Origin of the sequence: Boseongicola sp., assembly GCA_014075275.1 — a bacterium.
In the GTDB taxonomy this organism is placed as follows: Bacteria; Pseudomonadota; Alphaproteobacteria; order Rhodobacterales; family Rhodobacteraceae.
Map to the genome: position 1 here is coordinate 2,891,468 of CP046179.1, position 16,435 is coordinate 2,907,902.

Here is a 16,435-nt window from a genome sequence, read left to right on the forward strand (position 1 = left end):
GCCTAGTATGCCCGTCTTCAGAGATAATGGTCTTCAGAGCGGCCTGAAATGAGAGAGTATCTGGCTCATCTAGATTGTTTGATTATTCGGCCGTTTTGCGGTGAATCAAGCGGCGTGTTTCGATGGTTTTCTGTTTGGTCCTTTGTCGTTGTTTCAGAATGGTTTGACCGCGTCCGAAGTAGACGTCAGCGGGCGTCAGGTTCTGCAGGCTCTCGTGATATCGCTGATGGTTGTAGTGGTCGACGAAGGCGTCGATCTGCTGCGTGAGGTCACCTGGCAAGTAATAGTTTTCCAGCAAGATGCGGTTCTTCAAGGTCTGATGCCAACGCTCTATCTTGCCCTGGGTCTGCGGGTGATACGGCGCACCTCGGACGTGATCCATTTGCCGATCTTCCAGCCTGCCGGCCAACTCGCCAGAGACGTAACTTGAGCCATTATCGCTGAGCAACCGCGGCTTGTGTAGCACTGTAGCCTGATCGCAATCCGAGGCTTCGAGCGCCAGGTCCAGCGTGTCGGTTACATCTGTCGTCTTCATCGTCGTGCAGAGCTTCCAGGCAATGATGTAGCTGCTGTAGTCGTCCAGGATCATGCTGAGGTAGAACCAGCCCCAACCGATGACCTTGAGATAGGTGAAGTCAGTCTGCCAAAGCTGGTTGGACGCCGTCGTCTTGTCCCTGAACTCATCGGCTGCTTTCAGAACGACATAGGCGGGGCTGGTGATCAGATCGTGTTCTTTGAGGACGCGATACACCGAAGACTCTGACACAAAATACCTTTCCACATCGGTGAATCTTACGGCCAACTCGCGGGGCGATAGTTCGCTCTCGTTCAGCGCCAGATTGACGATCCGCTGGCGCACTTTGTCGGGGATGCGGTTCCAAACTCGCGACGGCTTGGGGCTGCGGTCCTCCAATGCCTCGGGGCCACCGGACTCATACCGGTCGCACCAGCGATAGAACGTGGTCTTGGGGATGCCCAGCTTGTCCAGCGTCCGTTTGGCCGGCAGGTGCGACCGTTCAACGAGCCGGATAATCTCGATCTTCTCAGATGCAGGATATCTCATTCTTAGTCGCCCCCATCCCCGAGCATGCTTTTTTTGAGCAAGCGTAGTTCAAGGGTTTGCTCGGCAACGACCTCCTTCAGCTCTCGGGCTTCACGGCGCAGGTCTTTCACTTCAGTCGTCGACGCGGCACGGGCCGTATCACCGGCCAGTCGTTTCTTCCCAGCCTCAAGGAACTCCTTGGACCAACTGTAATACAGGCTTTGGGCGATACCTTCGCGACGGCACAGCTCGGCAATACTATCCTCGCCCTTCAAGCCGTCCAGCACGATCCTGATCTTCTCTTCGGCAGAATACTGCTTGCGGGTAGCGCGGCGGATGTCTTTAACGATCTTCTCGCCGTGGCTCTTTCGTCCGGATGTCTGTCTCATCTCCACTCCTTGGTGGTTACGATGAGCAACAAACCCTCCCTTATCAAATAGCACTAAACTGGACCATAAGCGCTGAAGTCAGACAATCTTTGCCGAACAACTGGCCAAACAGGCGGAACGTATGAGGAAAAACTAGAACCTGTCCTCACATTTCTCGCAAGCCCTTGGAAACTCTGGGAAACAGCTCACATTGCCCTCCGCCGCACCGTCCTCAAACTGGCCTTTGCAGACCGTCTTCAATACCACCGAATTAAGGGGGCTAGAACCGCGCAAATAGCGTTACCGTTCAAAGTGTTAGGGGGTGTCACAGACCGACGAGTCTGTTTTGGTGCCGCTGAGAGGACTCGAACCTCCGACCCCATCATTACGAATGACGTGCTCTACCATCTGAGCTACAGCGGCAATTGGCCTGCAATACGACCCAAACATACTTCCTCGACTTGCCGTCGTCAGCGCAAACCACCGGCTTGCAACTGCCCGAACAGCCGCGACCGTTTAGCCATTTTTAATTCTACTGCAAGCCCGCGAAAGTGATGCTCTCAGCCTCAAATGGCATTCGTTTCAAGCCTTAATTCGACCTGCCCGACCCAGCTTCACCTTCTGTTACACCAGCGTCGATAATCGAATAGTCCGGCGGCTCCTGCTGAGATTTCGCCGTTTTCGCTTCAACGATGATTTCGATTTTTTCCTGCTCTGGTCCATCATCCGGTTCCGGTGCGGTCAGATCATCCGATCCCTCAGAACTATTTACTTTCTCTTCATCCGCGGGTGCGTCTGATGTTTCCTCCAGCTCTTGCGGCGATTCTATCTGACCCACAATCAACGGCAGCATCTCCGACCCTGTGACCATCGATGTCGCCTGCTCGGCGGGTCGGGTCCAGTCAAGGGAATCAAAGGCATCACAATTTCCACAAACCGGATGCCATTCGCCATGCACGGTTCCGCAGCTCTCGCAAACCCACTGAGGATCTCGCGGGGCATTCAAAGCACGGGCCAACCAACCTTTGACGACCACGTCATCGGCACCAGACCCTCGCTCAATCGCAGCCATTATCGTCAACGAGCGCATAGTCGGATCAGTTTCCACTAAGTCCCCCATGGCTTTGCGCGCAGCCGGGAAATCTTCCGCTGCGATCTGCAATTCGGCCTCAAGCATCTTAATTTCCGCATGATCATTGTGCTGCGCAGTCAAAACGCGAAACCGCTTGATCCGTTCGGCAGGTGTTTCGTCCGGTTGAATGCGCGCAAACGCCGCTGCCAAACTCGGGTGCGGTGACGCCGTCCAGGCTTTGCGGATGACGCGGGTCGCGTATTTCGGTTTGCCCTGTTCGACATATCCATCCGACGCCAAGATGCCCGCCGGAATAAGGTCTGGGGAAAGGCGATTGGCTGTAATTGCCGCCTCTCGCGCCTCGATTGTTTTATCTTCGTCCAATATGTCCCGCGCTTCGCCCAAAGCCAGAACCGCATCGCGTCGCTTGTGAACATCGCGCGGTAGCGAACTATACTTCAGCTTGGCACCCAGTGTGCTGCGTGCGCCGGTCCAGTCGCCGGAACCGGCCTGCAGTTTCAACAGGATATCTTGCGTCTCTTCGGAGCGGGGCTTCAGCGCAAAGGCTTTGCCTGCCAACTTCAACGCCATATCCGTGTCGCCCTCATTGAGCTTTTGCAGCATTATTCCGCGAACACCGACGAACCGAGTCCTGTCGTCCTTCAATAAACGGCGATACGCCACTTCGGCGCGGGCTCGGTCGCCCGACATCTCAGCTGCCTGAGCCGTCAAAAGTGTTGTCAGATCAGGACGTTGAAGAAATCTTTCCGCCTTCTCGGCTTTATTTAAGGCTGTGCGACCATCGCCTGATGCCAACGCCATCATCCCCTCGGCAAGGGTGTCATACCCCCGACGTTCACGGTTTCGGGCAAAATACCGAGTGATCGCAGTTTCATCGCCGTTCAAGAACCGAAGGAAAGCAACCACAAACCCCGTCAGCTTCAGGGCAATCCACAGACCAATCAAAAGCGCAATCAACGCCAGAACGGACACCAAAGCATCCAGAGTAAACTCAGTGTCTGCTACCGAAATGCGCACTCCGCCTTCGGCTTCCAACAGATATCCAGCCCCCCAGGCTGCAGCGCCCACAAGCGCTACAAAAAGGATAATTCTCGACAAAGACCAAAGCATCAATCAATCATCCTTACTGTAAAGCTTCTGACAGCATTCGGGCAGCGTCAGTCGCCGCCAACCGATCACCCGCATCGGCCAGCCACAGCTCCATAGGGGCGCGAGCCTCAGCCGGAAGTGCACTAACTTCAGCAACTGCGGTCGCAATATCACCATCGTTCAATGCGGCCTCTGCACGAGACAAAACCGCGTCCGGATCGTCACCATCACGTGGTGACAACGAGCGTGCATTGGTTTGACGTTTCAAAAACGCTGTAACCCGATCAGCCGCGCTGGCTTCATCTGGAACACTATGCGTGTTGCGCAAGACTTCACGGGCACCCTCTGGAAACGCGTCCTGAAGGTCGGCCATCGTTGGCACACCGTCTTCGGCAAAGGCCGACAGCGCGCCTGGCACATCGCCAAGCTCAACCAATGCGCCGCTGTAAGCCTCTCCGCTTTCCAATGCAGCCATGATCTGTGCCATCGCAGCTCTTTGCCTGGAAAGCTCAGCTTCTTTGATCGCGTCTGCTTCAATTTGGCTGGCGCGCTCTTTGGCCTCTTCAATCTCGGAACGAGCGGACTCGGTAACGCGGTCCAATTCCGACTGGAAATCCCGCAGTTGCAGCGCCAACGCGGCTTCGCCGTCGGGCGTCAACACTGCTGGTCGCGACTCAATTCCTTCAATTTCCGCCGACAATGCCTCGGTTGCGCTTGTCAATTGTTCCAACCGATCCGAAACACCGGCCACTTGGACCCGTAAGACATCAATGTCCCCGATGATGCCCGAATTGTCCGGTGCATCCGGCAACGCATCAATGCGAGCGCCAAGTGCGGCAATTCTGTCCGACTGTGCAGACAGCCTAGCGGCAACTTCCGGGTCAGATGCCATCTCTTGATCCGGCAATGCAAACGCCCCGATTAAAAATCCCAACGCGCCCGCAACCACACCGCCAACAACGACCCCAAGCCCAGATCCACTGTTCGCCGCAGTTTCGACGGCTTCAGTTGCAGGTATAGCTTCAGGTCTGGTTGGAGCTTCCGGCACCTCGTGTTCAGAGTTTGCCGTTTCAGCTTCAGTCTCCGCAGCCCCGTTCTCTGGCTGCGGTTCCACTGTCTCGCTGCTTTCCACATTTTTGTCGCTACTAGCGTCTTCCGCCTCTTCGACCACCACGACGGCGTCTTCTATGTCCGACGATTCGCTAGGTATTTCGTTTGTCGATTGGTTCTTATCGTCGCCATCAACGATTTCTTCATGCGTTTCTTCGTTTTTTTTCGGGCCTTTAGACGAATTCTTCGTGCGAGCCAAAGCCAGATATCCTCTTTACCGCATGGCCCGAATTACGGGCCGTTACTTCATATCAGAGCTTAATCATCGCGACGCAGCCCAACAAGGCAACCCATCTATAGCAATGCAATTGTCGCAGCACACATTGCTTCGGAAGTCGGCTCATCGGCGACGATAACTCGTCCCGAACCCGTCCATTCTTTGGCCACCGCATCGCTTACGGCCAGAACGCTTAGCCCTTTTCGATCCTGGCAATGCGCCGCTAACAATTGTGCTGATCTGCGCGAAAATATTGGCGCAACAATCGGTACATCACCGGATAAGATGACACTCGCCGCTTTTGAAATAGGCTGCGCTATCTGGTCGTATATCGCCACCTCATCGCAGTTGATGCCAATCTCAGCCAAACGTTCGACCAGATCGACGCTGACATGCCGGCCGCGCAGATACAGACAACGACCTTCAAGGCTCTGCGAGGCGGCAATAAACGCTTCTACATCCGCTCCAAGCGCCCGTGCTGTTGCACCATGATCCCGTGCCGCCTGGGCCGTCTTCTCGCCAACGCAAGCAACATTCCTACCAGCCAAAATGCCCTCTCGGCCAAGTCTCGCAACAGCATTCCCGGACGTCACAATTATCGTTTGATAGCTTTCAAGATTCGGAATCTCACCAACGTCAGAAATTCTAAGAATCGGCGAGATCACGACCGGAACACGAACGCCCAGTTCACCTTCGCAGGACGCCAGGAACTCCTCGGATTGCGCCAAAGGTCGCGTCAAAAGCAGTGTGGCGGTGCCAGTTGTCATCTCGACGTGATCGCTTGTCTGAGGGCCGCCCCGGTGTTACCTGCCTCACGACCACGACGCAAGGTAACCCATGACCGACATTGTTCTTGGTATCGAGTCCAGCTGCGATGACACCGCTGCGGCAGTTGTCCGGTCAGACCGCGCAATACTGTCATCTGTTGTGACCGACCAAGCAACACTCCATGCAGCTTTTGGCGGCGTCGTCCCCGAAATTGCTGCCCGCGCCCATGCCGAAAAATTAGATGTCGCGGTGGAACAGGCACTAAAACAGGCAAATGTCGACCTGACCCAGATTGATGCCATATCGGTCACTGCAGGGCCTGGTCTGATCGGCGGCGTCTTATCAGGTGTCATGACGGCACGCGGATTGGCAGCAGGCGCTGGGAAACCTCTGATCGGGGTCAATCATCTGGCAGGTCACGCCCTCACCCCGCGCCTCACCGATGATCTTTCGTTTCCTTACCTTATGCTGCTTGTTTCCGGCGGCCATTGCCAATTCGTCATTGTCCACGGGCCTGACAACTTCCTACGCCTTGGAAGTACAATTGATGATGCGCCGGGCGAGGCATTCGACAAAGTGGCGCGCCTCCTTGGTCTATCGCAACCAGGTGGCCCTGCCGTTCAGGCCGAAGCAGAAAAAGGCGACGGCACCCGTTTCGCACTCCCTCGGCCACTTTTGTCTCGTCCGGGCTGCGACATGAGTTTCTCTGGTTTGAAAACTGCGGTGCTGCGCGAACGCGACAAGCTGATCGAACAACACCAGGGGTTGCGCCAACAGGACCGCGCGGATCTATGTGCAAGTTTCCAAGCCGCCGTCTGCGACGTTCTGGTCGAAAAATCTCGCCGTGCCATCACCGAATTTCTATCCGTTTCTCCGGAAAACCCTGCTCTGGCGGTTGCGGGTGGGGTCGCGGCAAACACCCTAATTCGCCAAGCATTAGAGACTGTAGCAGCCGATTTGGGCGTTGCCTTCGTCGCCCCGCCTTTGTCGCTCTGCACCGACAATGCCGCGATGATCGCATGGGCGGGCATCGAACTGCGCAACATCGACCATTCGGGGATGACCCCGCTAATCGCAAGGCCACGCTGGCCCCTTGACCCCCGCCCCCCTGCCCTGATTGGCTCGGGCAAGAAAGGAGCCAAAGCATGACTGAGATAGGTGTACTGGGTGCAGGTGCTTTCGGCACATCCCTTGCGCTCGCCCTTTCCTTGGATGGATCGCAGGTATCGCTTTGGTGCCGCGATGCCGACGTAGCCCGTCAAATGTCCAAGTCCCGCAAATCGGGCCCACGCTTGCCGGGGCACAGTTTGCCCGATTCATTGACTATTCAAACGAATATCGACGATGTGAAGGCAAATATCTGCCTTCTCGCCGTGCCCACCCAACAGCTCAGCGGTTTCTTGGCAAATTCGCCTGGCCTGGCAAACCGAACGCTCGTCGCTTGTTGCAAGGGTATCGACCGACGCACAGGGCTTGGCCCTGTCGAGACAATTCACGCGGTTCTTCCGTCGGCGTCGCCAGCACTACTCACCGGACCCAGTTTTGCCGCCGATATCGCCAAGGGATTGCCCACTGCCCTTGTTCTTGCAGCAAAGGAAGATGCGAGGGCCGAAACAATTCAAGAGGCTCTGTCTCGTCCCAGACTTCGGCTCTACCGAACGACTGATACAATCGGCGCCGAACTTGGTGGAGCGCTCAAAAATGTCATCGCACTGGCCGCTGGCATGGCCATTGGTGCTGGCTTCGGCGACAGCGCCCGCGCCTCTGTCATCGCACGCGGATTTGCCGAGATGTCACGATATGCAGCATCAAAAGGGGCTTTGTTAGAGACGCTTCATGGGCTTTCGGGCCTTGGCGATCTGGTTCTCACATGCACATCGGAAAAGTCCCGAAATTTCAACGCCGGTCAGCAATTCGGACGTTCCGAACCCCCAGCGGCATCTACTATTGAAGGCATTGCAACAGCTGCTGCCATCGCTCAGGATGCTGATAGGTCGGGTCTTGATATGCCGCTAACTCAAGCCGTTGCTGCCGTTACCCAAGGAACTCTGGACGTTTCAACTGCGGTCGGCAATCTTTTGTCCAGACCAGTTCGAAAGGAGTGATCATGCGCTATTGGCTATTTAAATCCGAACCTTCCACCTGGGGTTGGAACGATCAGGTTGCCAAGGGCGAGGTTGGCGAAGAGTGGGATGGTGTTCGCAACTACCAGGCACGCAATCATATGCGCGATATGAAAATTGGTGATCGCGGCTTTTTCTACCATTCGCAGAAGGAAAAGGCAGTCGTCGGAATTGTTGAAGTCATTGCCGAGTCCCATCCGGACAGCACCACAGATGATGAACGCTGGGAGTGCGTTGATATCAAAGCGGTGCGGCCTGTTGAAACCGCCGTCACCCTTCAGGACATCAAGTCAGATGAACGACTTTCGCAGATGGTGCTTGTCAACAATACCCGCCTTTCCGTTCAGCCCGTCAGCCAGGAAGAATGGAAGATCGTCTGCAACATGGCCGATCTAAGTGACTAAACCGAGTTAAATGGACTTGGTTCGCCAATCTATGTCATTCCATAGTTTCGAAAATCAATCAAAGAGGGGCGTAATTCATGGAACTCATCAACATCATCGCGGCTGCAATCGGTGCATGGGCATTTGGCAGCCTATGGTACATGAAACTTGCCAAGCAATGGATGGCTGTATCTGGCGTGCCCGTTGGTGAGGATGGCAATCCGAAAAACTCCAGCACGCCTACACCTTACGTCATTTCATTTGTCGCGATTTTAGTCGTCGCCGGCATGATGCGGCATATGTTCGGAATGGCCGGAATTGACTCTGTCGGCAAAGGATTGTTGTCGGGCTTGGGCGTTGGGGCCTTCTTCATTTCGCCGTGGATCCTGATCAACAACACATACACGATGCGTCCGCTCAATCTCACCCTGATCGACGGAGGTTACGCGACTTTCGGCTGTGGGATAATGAGTCTCATTCTAACGCTGTTTTAAGCAGCAAAAAGGCGGCGCCCAATCCAGACGCCGCCTAATATCCTCATCCGCGATCAATAGCGGTAGTGATCAGCCTTAAACGGGCCTTCCGGCTTCACGCCGATATAGTCCGCCTGCTCCGGCTTTAGTTCGGTCAGTTTCGCGCCAACCTTAGCAAGATGCAGTTTGGCTACCTTCTCATCCAGATGCTTTGGCAGAATATAGACCTTGTTCTCGTATTCATCGCCTTTAGTCCAAAGCTCAATCTGAGCCAGAACCTGATTGGTAAATGACGCCGACATCACAAACGAAGGATGCCCGGTGGCATTGCCCAGGTTCAACAAACGCCCCTCGGACAGAAGGATCATACGATTGCCCGACGGCATCTCGATCATATCCACCTGCTCTTTGATATTCGTCCACTTGTGGTTCTTCAGGTTTGCGATCTGAATTTCATTGTCGAAGTGACCAATGTTTCCAACAATCGCCATATCCTTCATCTCGCGCATATGCTCGATGCGGATCACGTCCTTGTTGCCCGTCGTTGTGATAAAGATATCGGCCGTCGCGACCTCATCTTCCAACAAGGTCACCTCAAACCCGTCCATGGCAGCCTGCAGCGCACAAATTGGATCTACTTCGGTTACTTTGACCCTTGCGCCCGCGCCCCTCAGAGAAGCTGCCGATCCCTTGCCAACATCGCCATAACCGCAAACGACAGCAACCTTGCCTGCCATCATCGTATCCGTGGCCCGGCGAATACCGTCCACCAGCGATTCCTTACAGCCGTATTTGTTGTCGAATTTCGACTTCGTAACGCTGTCGTTCACATTGATCGCCGGGAAAGGCAGCCGACCTTCTTTCACCAGCTCATAAAGACGGTGCACACCGGTGGTTGTTTCCTCGGAAACACCTTGGATCAAGTCTCGTTGCTTGGTGAACCAACCGGGATCAGACGCCATGCGCTTCTTGATCTGATTGAAAACAGCAACCTCTTCTTCCGATTGCGGCACTTCGATCAGATCAGTCTCGCCGCTCTCAACGCGTGCACCCAATAGAATATACAGCGTGGCATCGCCGCCATCGTCCAGAATCATATTCGCGCCATCGTCGAACAGGAAAATGCGATCCTGATAATCCCAGTGTTCTTCAAGCGATTGGCCCTTAACCGCAAAGACAGGTGTGCCACCGTCAGCAATAGCCGCCGCGGCGTGATCCTGCGTCGAAAAGATGTTGCACGACGCCCAGCGCACTTCAGCGCCCAACTCAATCAGAGTCTCAATCAAAACAGCGGTTTGGATTGTCATGTGCAAAGAACCGGCAATTCGCGCGCCCTTCAGCGGCTTCTTGTCTGCGAATTCTTCGCGCAGTGCCATCAGACCAGGCATCTCGGTCTCGGCAATGTCCAGCTCTCGACGGCCAAACGCAGCCAGCGAGATATCTTTTACTACATAATCCTTCGGCATTAACCCGCTCCTACATAGGTTTGCGGGTCACTTAGCACCGGGTCCACGACCCGGCAACCGCGCTTAGCTTTTTATACCTGCTGGTTGGTTAATCGCGGGAAATCCATCCCGCCAATTGGTGCCCGACGCCATAATGCACGTTGTACCATTTGCCATCGTCATTAGAATGGTCCAGGTGCCTTTTTCGGTCGAGTGCCAAACTTCAAAAACACGGTTTGAGTTTTGCAAGCCGCCACCAGCAAACGTTTCGCCGTAGCCGCCTTTCAGCTTTTCAACAACGCTATCGCGCGCCGCGCAATTATTCTGAGCAGATACTGCAGTTGGCGTAATCGCCATCAGAAGGACCAGGCTTGGTAAGATGCGTCGCATCATAGTCTCCTTTCTGCGGTGCATGCACCGCTTTGCCTGTCATTCCTCCCGTCTGTCGTTACTTATTATGCCAATCGTATTGTTTCGAAATCGTATCCAGAAGCCTCTGATTTAGCTCAAAGTTGAACGCTTCTGACTCAATCCTTCTCTTCAATTACGCCTGAAAGAAGGCCGATATTGGGGTATTTTCATGCCGACCCGGTAACTATTGAATAAATTGCCGATGGGCATGGTTTTAAACCCAACTACCTTGACCCCGACCAGCCACTCAGATCACAAGCGTTCTCAATATGTCACGCTCAAAACCCCCTCCCCGCGCCTGGCAACGTATGCTTTCCGGCCGCCGCCTCGATTTACTCGACCCAACCCCTATGGACATCGAGATCGAAGATATCGCCCATGGATTGGCCTTCGTCGCGCGGTGGAACGGCCAGACAAAGGGTGATTTCCCCTATTCAGTCGCCGAGCACTCACTGCTCGTGGAAGAGATATTTGCGCGCATAAATCCCAAAGCGCCCGCAAAGTGGCGCCTTGCCGCCTTGCTGCATGATGCGCCGGAATATGTCATCGGAGATATGATCTCGCCGGTCAAAGCCGCAGTTGGTCCTGGCTACGGCGCATTGGATGATCGCCTTGCGGCAGCCGTCCATATTCGTTTTGGCCTTCCCGCAATGATCCCGGCCCAGGTAAAACGCCAGATCAAAAAAGCCGACAAGATATCCGCGTGGCTCGAAGCCGTGCAATTGGCCGGGTTCACGCTTACCGAAGCCAATCGCTTCTTCGGCACCCATGACGAAACCCATATTCAGGGACTAAAGCTAAGACTTCGGCCCCCTGTTGACGTGCGTAACGATTACATTGCTCAGCACAAACGCCTGTTGAAAGATGTCTGACATGGACAATATACAGCTCACTTTTTTCCCCGGATCACCCTTCGCGCGCATGGCGCGCATTCTGATCATGGAATGGAATCTGCCAGTCACTCCAACCCAACAGGAATTTCCACCGACGCCGGACCTGTTTCGCGCCAACCCTCTTGGCCAGGTTCCCGCCCTGATCATGCCGGATGGCACTGCCGTGTTTCCGACGTTCCTTGTTCTTGAACATCTTTGGGAAATGGCTGGCAAACCAACCGATGCCTACGCACCACAGTCACAGCGCCAGATACTGATGACCATTCTCCAGGCCTGCGACGCTTTGGTTGCCGCCAAATATCAGGACTGGACCGGTCTCGGACCAGTGCGCGAGAATACTATCGGATATGACCCTGCCGAACGTCATCTTGAGCGCCTTCAAAAGACATTGGACTGGCTCGAAAGTCTTATACCATCAGGCGAATTGGGACAAGGCATCACGTTACCCAATATTGCCCTTTCTTCAACTGTTCTTTGGATGGATGTGCGCGGCGGACCAAATTGGCGAGGACGCCCCAACATGGAAGCCGCCGTTGATGAGATCGCGAGCCGCTCATCCTTTACCCAGACCGCCCCACAGCCTCGGTAGACAATCAACTTCTTCTGTCGGGAAACACTTTGGGGCATGGGGCAAAGCCCCATAAAAACCTACCTTGGCGACCGTTTCGCCAGTATCCTTTGCAACGTGCGTCGATGCATATTCAGCCGTCGCGCAGTCTCACTAACATTGCGGTCGCACAGCTCATATACTCTCTGAATATGCTCCCAACGCACTCGATCTGCACTCATGGGGTTTTCCGGCGGTGGAGGCATCTCGTCATCTGAAGCAAGCAAAGCTGCCGTCACATCGTTGGCGTCAGCTGGTTTTGAAAGGTAATCCGTTGCGCCGATTTTTACGGCGGCAACCGCCGTCGCGATAGCGCCATATCCTGTCAGTACAACCACTTTACTGTCAGCGCGCCGCTCGCGGATGCGCTCGACCACATCCAGTCCGTTGCCGTCCTCAAGTCGTAAATCGACAACCGCGAAAGCCGGCGGTCGGGCCGTGGCAATTGCTGTTCCCGCCGCAACAGAATCCGCCGTCTCTACTTCGAACCCGCGTTTTTCCATGGCACGCGCTAACCGGCGCAGAAACGGCTCATCGTCGTCCACAAGCAATAGTGTCTTATCTGGCCCGATATCCTTCATTTGTCTCTCAGACATCCGCGCATCCCTATTTCGTCCGAATGACCCTAGTTTGCTGGTGCAGCATCGTCAAATGCTGGCTACACATTCGCGATATGGCAGGCTGTTTCCTCTGCCATAGCTTCCGGGGACACATCGCGGTTGAAATAGCTCATCAGACCTTTGTCCGGGAACATTAAATAGGTGAAAGTCGAGTGGTTCATCAGGTAGAAATCCCCCTCGCCCTCGCCTTTTGCGTAGTAGGTCTTATAGGCAAGGCTGGCGGCCTTCACTTGGTCTGGGGTGCCCGTCAGCCCAATCATTGTTGGGTGCATGTCGTTTGCATATTCTCCAACGATTTCAGGTGTGTCGCGCTCCGGGTCAACTGAAATAAAGACCGGCGTCACTTCAATTCCCTGTTCCGCCAGAATATCTACAGCCAGGACATTCCGTGCCACATCAAATGGGCAAACATCCGGGCAAAAGGTATAGCCAAAGTAAATCAGCGTCGGCCCGTCAATGATATCGACATCGGTGACGATCTCCGCATCAGCATTCAACAACTCAAACGGCCCGCCAATCGCCGCGCTCCCCCCGGCAACCGCAGCTCCAGGGCAATCATGCCCGGGGCGCAATATTGTCCAAACAGCTGTCCCTCCGACAATCGTCGCCAGAGCAACGGCTGCCACTGATGCATAAAGCTTCATCATTACTCGGATCCTCAAACATGGATTTGGTTCATTGATCCGGCACGAACAGCCCGGCTACAACAGGACAGCTTGACCCACCCACGAGGTTGTGATGATCGACGAAGCCAGTTTCGACCCGCGCGAGAACCGCTCCAATTGGGTTCGGTTGCGCACCTTAATTGTGCTGCGTTGGTTCGCCATCCTTGGCCAGCTTGTCGCCATTACCATTGCCCAGCGCATGTTCGACCTGGATTTGAATCTTGGCCTGTGTTTCCTAGCCATCGGCATTTCAATAATTGCCAACCTCGTCGCAATGTTCGTGTTTCCAGAAAACAAGCGGCTGTCCGAGGCCGAAGTGGCCTGGATGCTGCTATTTGACATCGCGCAACTAGCCTTTCTTCTGTCTTTAACCGGCGGTCTCAATAATCCATTTGCTCTGCTGATCCTGGCACCCGTCACAATCTCCGCAACCGCACTGAAACCCGCATCAACAGCGTTCATTGGAGCGGCAACCATCGCAATGGTGAGCGTGGTAACCATATGGCACATCCCCCTCCAAACTCGTCAGGGTTTTGTTATGCAAATGCCGCCGGACTTCGTTCTCGGCTTCTGGACGGCGATCGTCATTGGTGTAATATTCCTCGGCCTCTATGCCAGCCGGGTCACGGCAGAGGTTCACGCCATGTCTGATGCCCTGGCCGCAACGCAAATGGCCCTGTCCCGCGAACAGAAACTCACCGATATTGGCGGCGTCGTCGCGGCCGCCGCTCATGAATTGGGTACCCCCTTGGCAACCATAAAACTGGCCAGTGCCGAGCTGATCGAGGAACTCGCCGACCACCCAAATCTAATGGAAGACGCGACGCTGATCCGACAACAAACCGACCGTTGTCGCGACATTCTGCGATCCATGGGTCAGGCTGGAAAGGACGATCTTCTGACCCGACGCGCCCCAATCGGCGAAGTCATACGAGAAGCAGCCGAACCACATGAAAGCCGCGGGAAGACAATTCACTACGATATTAGCGAGGCCGAAGGCGCGGACCCCAGACATCCAACAATTGATCGGCGACCCGAAGTCATTCATGGCATCCGCAATCTGGTTCAGAACGCCGTCGACTTCGCGCGGGAAAACGTCTGGTTGGATATTTCCTGGGACGCGACACACATATCGGTACGCATCGTCGATGACGGACCAGGATTTAACGCTCAGGTCATGGGCCGTATTGGCGACCCATTTGTGCGCAGCCGTCGTCCCGGCACCCCGCGCCGTCGTCCCGGATACGAAGGTATGGGCCTAGGGTTGTTCATTGCGAAGACCTTACTGGAGCGCTCCGGAGCCGAGATGAGCTTTGCAAATGGCCGAGAATTCTTTGGTTCCTCAGGGGACGTTGGCCAGCGATCAGGGGCTTTCGTTGAAGCAAAATGGGAGAACGCGGATCTCGGTGCGCTTGCCGGTGGAGACAGGGAAGCGCTCGGAGAAAACGTTCCGTTTTCCGGCTAGGCAGGTCCAGCTTTGCGTGCCAAGCCGCCTGTTAAGCAGCAGTTAACCATCTATTAACTCTATGAAACGAAAGTTGCAGCGAACTTTTTGGGGAAAGTCGCGTGCTGCAATTCCATTTCGCCGACGCCGCACTCTTCGGCTTGAGCGCTTTTGTCGCCTCTTATCTTGCTCTGGCAACATTGCGAAAATTGCCTTGGGCTCGGCCAAAAGCCTCCCCGTCCACCGAACTTTATGGCGATCCACTTATCTTCCTGATCCGCGACGATACTCTTCTGGACGCCAACTTCTCCGGCCAGAGATTGCTACAGGTCCACGGCACGGACAGCCTCGAAATGTCCGCGCTTCGCCAGGCATTGCATGCTCAGTTTGATCAGGTGGACACCCTACTCGCCGCGAGTCGTTCGACTCCAACCAAGACTGCAGTCTCACGCGATGGCTCCAAACAGGCAATTGCAGAATTCGCTCAGGGAACTTTGCGGCTAAAAATCTCAAGTCGTGATGTCGAAACACCCTCGTCAGAGGACATACATCGCTTATCCGCCCAGGAAGCCGAGCTTGAAACCCTGCGTCAATCAACAGACAGCGCACCCTATTTGGTCTGGCGGCAAGCCGCTGATGGCACACCAATCTGGGTTAACCGGGCATACGTTGAAGCTGTACGCGAGATATACGGTGCGAAGCGTGCTCTCGAATGGCCCCTGCCACGCCTATTCCCGGTAGCAGAACGCGGCGCACCCCGGCGTATTGCTTTAGGCGCACCAGATCAGGAAAGCGCAAGATGGTTTGAATGCCACAGCGTTCCCATTGGAAAAGATACGCTGGTAACGGCATTTGACGCTGACGCAACAGTCAATGCAGAAACTCAACTGCGCGAATTTATGCAGACGCTGACAAAAACATTTTCTCAACTGACGATTGGACTGGCGATATTCGACAGATCGAGGAATCTGGCACTGTTTAACCCCGCACTGACCGAACTGACGCGCCTTCCCGTAGACTTTCTTGCATCGCGGCCGGGGCTGTCCGAGTTGTTGGATAAACTTCGTGAACGCAACATGGCGCCTGAACCCAAAGATTATCGAAGCTGGCGCAAATCCATTGCCGATCTTGAAGCTGCTGCCGAAAACGGCTCTTACAGCGATACGTGGTCTTTACCTGGCAATCTTACTTATCGAGTCACAGGACGCCCACACCCCGACGGAGCAATTGCTTTTCTTTTTGAGGATATCAGTGCCGAGATGACGTTAACGCGTCAGTTCCGGAGAGAGCTTGAGGTTGGTCAAACGCTCTTAAACAACATGGATGACGCAACCGCCCTATTCTCCGGCACAGGTGCATGTGTTCTGACAAATCGTGCCTACCGGCAGCTGTGGCGCGTCGATCCTGACAGTTCTATTGCCGAGACCTCATTCATTGACGCCAGCCGGGTGTGGCATGTCAATTCGGTTCCCACGCCAATCTGGGGCGATTTTCGGGACTTTGCCGCCGATACATCTGAAAGGGTGGAATGGACTGCCGTGACAGCAATGCAGGACGGTCGAAGATTGTCCTGTCGGTTTATTCCAATGACCGGGGGTGGCACCCAAGTGATCTTTCGCACCTCCGGGCGCGCCCAAGGTGTTAACGAACCCTTTCTCGAAGTCGTCTAATCACCGCTTGAAGT

At 54.8% G+C, this 16,435-nt stretch carries 16 protein-coding genes and 1 tRNA gene; 8 read left to right on the top strand and 9 right to left on the bottom strand.

Going from position 1 to position 16,435, the window contains the following annotated elements:
- Nucleotides 1-82: 82 nt before the first annotated feature.
- The 5 genes from GKR98_14545 to GKR98_14565 form a co-directional block, all read right to left on the bottom strand.
- Nucleotides 83-1,431 (bottom strand): IS3 family transposase gene (locus tag GKR98_14545; GenBank protein QMU59298.1). Its coding sequence is split into 2 segments (ribosomal slippage): nt 83-1,098 and nt 1,098-1,431, totalling 1,350 coding nucleotides; the frame shifts between segments, so codons are not numbered across the junction.
- A 326-nt stretch (nt 1,432-1,757) separates the two neighbouring features.
- Nucleotides 1,758-1,833: transfer RNA gene (locus tag GKR98_14550), tRNA-Thr, on the bottom strand.
- 166 nt (nt 1,834-1,999) lie between these two features.
- Nucleotides 2,000-3,613 carry a heme biosynthesis protein HemY gene (locus GKR98_14555; protein QMU59299.1) on the bottom strand — a complete coding sequence of 538 codons (1,614 nt, stop codon included), beginning with the start codon at nt 3,611-3,613 and terminating at the stop codon, nt 2,000-2,002.
- Between the two features lie 13 nt (nt 3,614-3,626).
- Nucleotides 3,627-4,901 (bottom strand): hypothetical protein, encoded by a 1,275-nt coding sequence (locus GKR98_14560; protein ID QMU59300.1) that lies wholly within the window; start codon nt 4,899-4,901, stop codon nt 3,627-3,629.
- 95 nt (nt 4,902-4,996) lie between these two features.
- The gene (locus GKR98_14565; protein QMU59301.1) at nt 4,997-5,686 is read right to left on the bottom strand and encodes a hypothetical protein; all 690 of its coding nucleotides are present in this window, start codon (nt 5,684-5,686) and stop codon (nt 4,997-4,999) included.
- Between the two features lie 70 nt (nt 5,687-5,756).
- On the opposite strand from GKR98_14565, the gene tsaD reads away from it, so the two are divergent.
- From tsaD to GKR98_14585, 4 genes are all read left to right on the top strand, one after another.
- The gene (gene tsaD, locus GKR98_14570) at nt 5,757-6,836 is read left to right on the top strand and encodes a tRNA (adenosine(37)-N6)-threonylcarbamoyltransferase complex transferase subunit TsaD (GenBank protein ID QMU59302.1); all 1,080 of its coding nucleotides are present in this window, start codon (nt 5,757-5,759) and stop codon (nt 6,834-6,836) included.
- Nucleotides 6,833-7,792: an NAD(P)H-dependent glycerol-3-phosphate dehydrogenase gene (locus tag GKR98_14575; GenBank protein QMU59303.1), complete on the top strand. Its 960-nt coding sequence runs from the start codon at nt 6,833-6,835 to the stop codon at nt 7,790-7,792. Before tsaD ends, GKR98_14575 begins: the two co-directional genes overlap by 4 nt.
- A 2-nt stretch (nt 7,793-7,794) precedes the next feature.
- Nucleotides 7,795-8,214, top strand: a complete 420-nt coding sequence (locus tag GKR98_14580; GenBank protein QMU59304.1) for an EVE domain-containing protein — start codon at nt 7,795-7,797, stop codon at nt 8,212-8,214.
- A gap of 77 nt (nt 8,215-8,291) precedes the next feature.
- On the top strand, nt 8,292-8,687 hold the full coding sequence (locus GKR98_14585; GenBank protein QMU59305.1) for a DUF1761 family protein: 396 nt from the start codon (nt 8,292-8,294) through the stop codon (nt 8,685-8,687).
- 53 nt (nt 8,688-8,740) lie between these two features.
- Here the strand turns inward: GKR98_14585 and GKR98_14590 are convergent, their stop codons facing one another.
- Both GKR98_14590 and GKR98_14595 read right to left on the bottom strand, forming a co-directional pair.
- A complete protein-coding gene (locus GKR98_14590; protein QMU59306.1) occupies nt 8,741-10,132 on the bottom strand; it encodes an adenosylhomocysteinase in 1,392 nt (463 codons plus the stop codon).
- Nucleotides 10,133-10,195: 63 nt separating this feature from the next.
- Nucleotides 10,196-10,504: a hypothetical protein gene (locus GKR98_14595; protein ID QMU60114.1), complete on the bottom strand. Its 309-nt coding sequence runs from the start codon at nt 10,502-10,504 to the stop codon at nt 10,196-10,198.
- Between the two features lie 326 nt (nt 10,505-10,830).
- Here GKR98_14595 and GKR98_14600 point away from each other — a divergent pair, with 326 nt between their 5' ends.
- Together GKR98_14600 and GKR98_14605 are read left to right on the top strand one after the other, a co-directional pair.
- The gene (locus tag GKR98_14600; protein QMU60115.1) at nt 10,831-11,394 is read left to right on the top strand and encodes an HD domain-containing protein; all 564 of its coding nucleotides are present in this window, start codon (nt 10,831-10,833) and stop codon (nt 11,392-11,394) included.
- On the top strand, nt 11,387-12,004 hold the full coding sequence (locus tag GKR98_14605) for a hypothetical protein (GenBank protein QMU59307.1): 618 nt from the start codon (nt 11,387-11,389) through the stop codon (nt 12,002-12,004). Before GKR98_14600 ends, GKR98_14605 begins: the two co-directional genes overlap by 8 nt.
- Nucleotides 12,005-12,063: 59 nt before the next feature.
- On the opposite strand, the gene GKR98_14610 is transcribed toward GKR98_14605, so the two are convergent.
- Both GKR98_14610 and GKR98_14615 read right to left on the bottom strand, forming a co-directional pair.
- Nucleotides 12,064-12,618, bottom strand: a complete 555-nt coding sequence (locus tag GKR98_14610) for an ActR/PrrA/RegA family redox response regulator transcription factor (GenBank protein QMU59308.1) — start codon at nt 12,616-12,618, stop codon at nt 12,064-12,066.
- Between the two features lie 62 nt (nt 12,619-12,680).
- Nucleotides 12,681-13,289: an SCO family protein gene (locus tag GKR98_14615; protein ID QMU59309.1), complete on the bottom strand. Its 609-nt coding sequence runs from the start codon at nt 13,287-13,289 to the stop codon at nt 12,681-12,683.
- A gap of 91 nt (nt 13,290-13,380) precedes the next feature.
- Here GKR98_14615 and GKR98_14620 point away from each other — a divergent pair, with 91 nt between their 5' ends.
- The gene (locus tag GKR98_14620; GenBank protein ID QMU59310.1) at nt 13,381-14,772 is read left to right on the top strand and encodes an ActS/PrrB/RegB family redox-sensitive histidine kinase; all 1,392 of its coding nucleotides are present in this window, start codon (nt 13,381-13,383) and stop codon (nt 14,770-14,772) included.
- A 101-nt stretch (nt 14,773-14,873) separates the two neighbouring features.
- The gene (locus tag GKR98_14625) at nt 14,874-16,421 is read left to right on the top strand and encodes a diguanylate cyclase (protein QMU59311.1); all 1,548 of its coding nucleotides are present in this window, start codon (nt 14,874-14,876) and stop codon (nt 16,419-16,421) included.
- Nucleotides 16,422-16,435: the final 14 nt, after the last annotated feature.

What these genes read in the sequence shown, in the direction of transcription:
- GKR98_14590 (QMU59306.1), bottom strand. Translation starts at nt 10,132, where the DNA reads ATGCCGAAGGATTATGTAGTAAAAGATATCTCGCTGGCTGCGTTTGGC.
- GKR98_14580 (QMU59304.1), top strand. Translation starts at nt 7,795, where the DNA reads ATGCGCTATTGGCTATTTAAATCCGAACCTTCCACCTGGGGTTGGAAC.
- GKR98_14555 (QMU59299.1), bottom strand. Translation starts at nt 3,613, where the DNA reads ATGCTTTGGTCTTTGTCGAGAATTATCCTTTTTGTAGCGCTTGTGGGC.
- GKR98_14565 (QMU59301.1), bottom strand. Translation starts at nt 5,686, where the DNA reads ATGACAACTGGCACCGCCACACTGCTTTTGACGCGACCTTTGGCGCAA.
- GKR98_14605 (QMU59307.1), top strand. Translation starts at nt 11,387, where the DNA reads ATGTCTGACATGGACAATATACAGCTCACTTTTTTCCCCGGATCACCC.
- GKR98_14595 (QMU60114.1), bottom strand. Translation starts at nt 10,504, where the DNA reads ATGATGCGACGCATCTTACCAAGCCTGGTCCTTCTGATGGCGATTACG.
- GKR98_14610 (QMU59308.1), bottom strand. Translation starts at nt 12,618, where the DNA reads ATGTCTGAGAGACAAATGAAGGATATCGGGCCAGATAAGACACTATTG.
- GKR98_14600 (QMU60115.1), top strand. Translation starts at nt 10,831, where the DNA reads ATGCTTTCCGGCCGCCGCCTCGATTTACTCGACCCAACCCCTATGGAC.
- GKR98_14575 (QMU59303.1), top strand. Translation starts at nt 6,833, where the DNA reads ATGACTGAGATAGGTGTACTGGGTGCAGGTGCTTTCGGCACATCCCTT.
- GKR98_14620 (QMU59310.1), top strand. Translation starts at nt 13,381, where the DNA reads ATGATCGACGAAGCCAGTTTCGACCCGCGCGAGAACCGCTCCAATTGG.
- GKR98_14585 (QMU59305.1), top strand. Translation starts at nt 8,292, where the DNA reads ATGGAACTCATCAACATCATCGCGGCTGCAATCGGTGCATGGGCATTT.
- GKR98_14615 (QMU59309.1), bottom strand. Translation starts at nt 13,289, where the DNA reads ATGATGAAGCTTTATGCATCAGTGGCAGCCGTTGCTCTGGCGACGATT.
- tsaD (QMU59302.1), top strand. Translation starts at nt 5,757, where the DNA reads ATGACCGACATTGTTCTTGGTATCGAGTCCAGCTGCGATGACACCGCT.